This is a genomic window from Phormidium sp. FACHB-1136 (genome assembly GCF_014697375.1).
Classification (GTDB): domain Bacteria; phylum Cyanobacteriota; class Cyanobacteriia; order Phormidesmidales; family Phormidesmidaceae; genus Nodosilinea.
The window spans coordinates 1-2,124 of the sequence record NZ_JACJRS010000235.1 but is presented as its reverse complement, the minus strand read 5'-3'; the positions used below and the strand labels follow the sequence as shown (position 1 = coordinate 2,124).

2 protein-coding genes are annotated in these 2,124 nt (G+C 41.7%); both read right to left on the bottom strand.

The features are described from left to right. Window positions 1-88 precede the first annotated feature (88 nt). Window positions 89-1,729 carry a TIR domain-containing protein gene (locus H6G62_RS26945; RefSeq protein ID WP_190500889.1) on the bottom strand — a complete coding sequence of 547 codons (1,641 nt, stop codon included), beginning with the start codon at window positions 1,727-1,729 and terminating at the stop codon, window positions 89-91. Window positions 1,730-1,940: 211 nt separating this feature from the next. Beyond that, window positions 1,941-2,124, bottom strand: a 184-nt coding sequence (locus tag H6G62_RS26940; protein ID WP_190492888.1) for a hypothetical protein, incomplete at its 5' end; no start/stop codon positions are given.

The window sequence follows — 2,124 nt, the reverse complement described above, 5'->3', positions numbered from 1 at the left end:
GAAAGGTTTCGCTTTCAGCAACCTCAATCACGAAGGGGCGGGCCATCCTCTCTACCCTCTCAAACGTCATCCCCTATTATGCTCAACTTCATGCCGGATTGGTATTAGAATAATTTCTTTCTTGATCGTATAAACTTTTAATAGTCTTAATTAGATCGTTAAATAAAAAGATTATTCTATTTTCAATGTTTCTATCTTTAAGATACCAAGATGCTCTGTAAAGAAGACGGTGCAGCTCAAGACGCTGTTCTTCATAATCGACATTATCGATTAGTTCAATTATAGAATCAACTAAAATTTTGACCACCTCAAGTCTTGGCAGTCCAAACGCCTTAATTGCAGCATCTTCAATCGGATCAGATACTCGATACAGTCTATCCTCTACAACAACAAACGACAGATCAATTAGGCGTGACAGATTCTTGCCAGCACTACCTATATCCTGTGAAATCGTTGATGCAATGACTTGTAATGGTAAAGGACTGTAACTAGCAAGTAAACAAAGAATATTCTTTTCACTTTCAGATAGGTTTTCTTTTGAAAAATGTTTTAGAAATTGATCGATTCTCAGTTCTACAAATCTAGTTTTGTCTGCTAGCACAATGTCGACGCCATACTCTTCCACTAATTCCATCGCAGCGTAGGCTGAAGGTGGATAGCCAGCAGTGTAGGCTGCAAGTTCAGATATTTCATTAGGTTTCAAAGGCTCTTGTCTGATGCTGTTGGCCCTAATAGATTTCCTGTCTAAGGTTCTAATAAGTAACTTTTGATCTTCTGTCTTAAGAGGATTAAGGCGGATTTTTGCAATAGCCTCATTGCTATTAAATGGTCTGCGACTTGATACGAAAGCTAAGTATGCTTCATCATTTGACGAAAGTTTTCTAATTATTGACTGAACTGCTTCAGAAATATTTCCCTCACTATCAAATAATCCGCCTTCGTCTAAAAAAATCGGAAGCTCACCATTATTTGTCATCCTACGAAGATTTAGAAGCGTTCTATTTAATGCCTCCTCTTTAGATAAAGCTTGAATTTCCCTCATAATTTGCTGAAAGCGTAGATCTGTATTGTATGGCTCAGTCAAGTTGGCAACTGAGCTACAAATATCTTGAATACTAAACCCCTCACCAAGCCGAAAAGGATTCTTTAGAGGTTTCAAACCAAGACTACTTTCTACAACTTGTTGAATGAGCGATCTACGACCTATTCCTGGTAATCCGGTTACAAATAAGATATGCGGAGGAAATGCAACATCCGCTGGGGTCAAAGCTTCCTGAAGAGCCTGAATATCTTCAGTTCGTCCAACAAAAGGATTTTTTCGCTCTTCAATCAACCGATCAAGATGAGTGCGAATTTCCCTCGCAACACTTTTCGGCACATTCCCACGTTGGATTTTGGCACGTCTTAGCCAAAGTGGAAGTTGCTCAATGTCAATTGAGTCGGTGATGATATAAACAAGAGATTTTTGTAAATTTCTCTCAAGCTTTTTATACCATGCCTCTTCCACTTCAAAATTTACCCAGTCTGACAATAAGGAGTTATTGCTGGCAAAAAGGACAAACACTGAGGAGGAATCTAATCCATTTTGAATTGACTGCTTAAATTCATTGCCTGTTTCAAATGTCTGCTCGTCAAAAATACAGTGCTGGCGACCCATCTCCTGTGCAACAGCCCTAACAAACTCTTTATCTTTGGATGAATGGGACAAGAACGCTCTGACGATGGACATTTCTACGTGCCTTCAATTTGTTATTGCAGTTTGCACTATAATAACCAGAATTTTTAGAGGTGGCGAATGAGGTCTATCCCAGCAGCCCAACACTGCGTTGGTGCGGAGGGAGCGGAGGTTATCGATGAGAGTTCGAGGGTATCTGCCGCCGCACAACTTCACCGTTATGTCGCTAGTACGGAACGGCTGAGTCTGACTGCCTGACACATCTTTATGCCGCCTCCCAGGGGGGCAATTGACATCGTATGGACTGGATCCTAGAGAACCAGATGCGGTCATAGTACTGGTCTTCGGCGTTTTTAGAGGCAAAGCAGGGTTCAGGGTCAACGGTGAGCAGGGGGATGGGTTGGAGCAACGGACGCCCTTTGTTGACGGCACCCTTGAGCCAGCGGAGG